Source organism: Hydrogenophaga sp., assembly GCF_030158645.1.
GTDB lineage: Bacteria > Pseudomonadota > Gammaproteobacteria > Burkholderiales > Burkholderiaceae_C > Hydrogenophaga.
Genome location: NZ_JAOASO010000001.1, coordinates 1 through 1,025, shown reverse-complemented (window position 1 = coordinate 1,025; position 1,025 = coordinate 1). Strand labels below are relative to the sequence as shown.

The 1,025-nt window shown below is 68.8% G+C and carries 1 protein-coding gene; it reads left to right on the top strand.

The annotated features are described in order from the left end of the window. A partial coding sequence (gene ligA, locus Q1W68_RS00005; protein WP_300715384.1) for an NAD-dependent DNA ligase LigA occupies positions 1–1,025 on the top strand: 1,025 nt, incomplete at both ends.

Here is a 1,025-nt window from a genome sequence, read left to right as displayed (position 1 = left end):
TTGCCGTACGACATCGACGGCGTGGTCTACAAGGTCAACTCGCTGGCGTTGCAGCTCCAGCTGGGCTTCGTCACGCGCGAGCCGCGCTGGGCTGTGGCGCACAAGTACCCGGCGCAGGAGCAACTCACCACCGTGCTGGCCATTGACGTGCAGGTGGGGCGTACCGGCAAGCTCACCCCCGTGGCCAAGCTGGCACCGGTGTTCGTGGGTGGCGTCACGGTGACCAACGCGACGCTGCACAACGAGGACGAGGCGCGCCGCAAGGACGTGCGCGTGGGCGACACGGTGATCGTGCGCCGGGCGGGCGACGTGATCCCCGAGGTGGTGTCGGTGTTGCTCGACAAACGCGTGGGCGACCCGCAGCCCTTCAGCCTGCCGCGCCAATGCCCCGTGTGCGGCAGCGACGCCGTGCGCGAAGAAGGCGAGGTGGACTACCGCTGCTCCGGCGGCCTGTTCTGTGCCGCCCAGCGCAAGCAGGCGCTGCTGCACTTTGCCCAGCGCCGCGCGGTGGAGATCGAGGGCTTGGGCGACAAGCTGGTGGAGCAGCTGGTGGACGCCGGCGTGGTCAAGACCCTGCCCGACCTGTACCGTCTGGGCCTCGTGTCCTTGCTGGCGCTGGACCGCATGGCCGAGAAGTCGGCGCAGAACATCCTGGCCGCCCTGGAGAAATCCAAACGCACCACGCTGCCGCGCTTCCTGTTCGGTCTGGGCATCCGCCACGTGGGTGAAGCCACCGCCAAGGAGCTCGCCCGCCATTTCGGCCAGCTCGACCGCATCATGGACGCCAGCGTGGAAGCCCTTTCGGAGGTGAGTGACGTCGGGCCGGTGGTGGCGCAGAGCATCCGCACCTTTTTCGACCAGCCGCACAACCGCGAGGTGGTGGAGCAGCTGCGCGCCTGTGGCGTGACCTGGGAAGAGGGCGAACCGGCCGAGCGCGCACCCCAGCCGCTGGCGGGCAAGACCTTCGTGCTCACCGGCACCTTCCCCACGCTCAAACGCGAAGACGCCAAAGCCCTGCTGGAGGC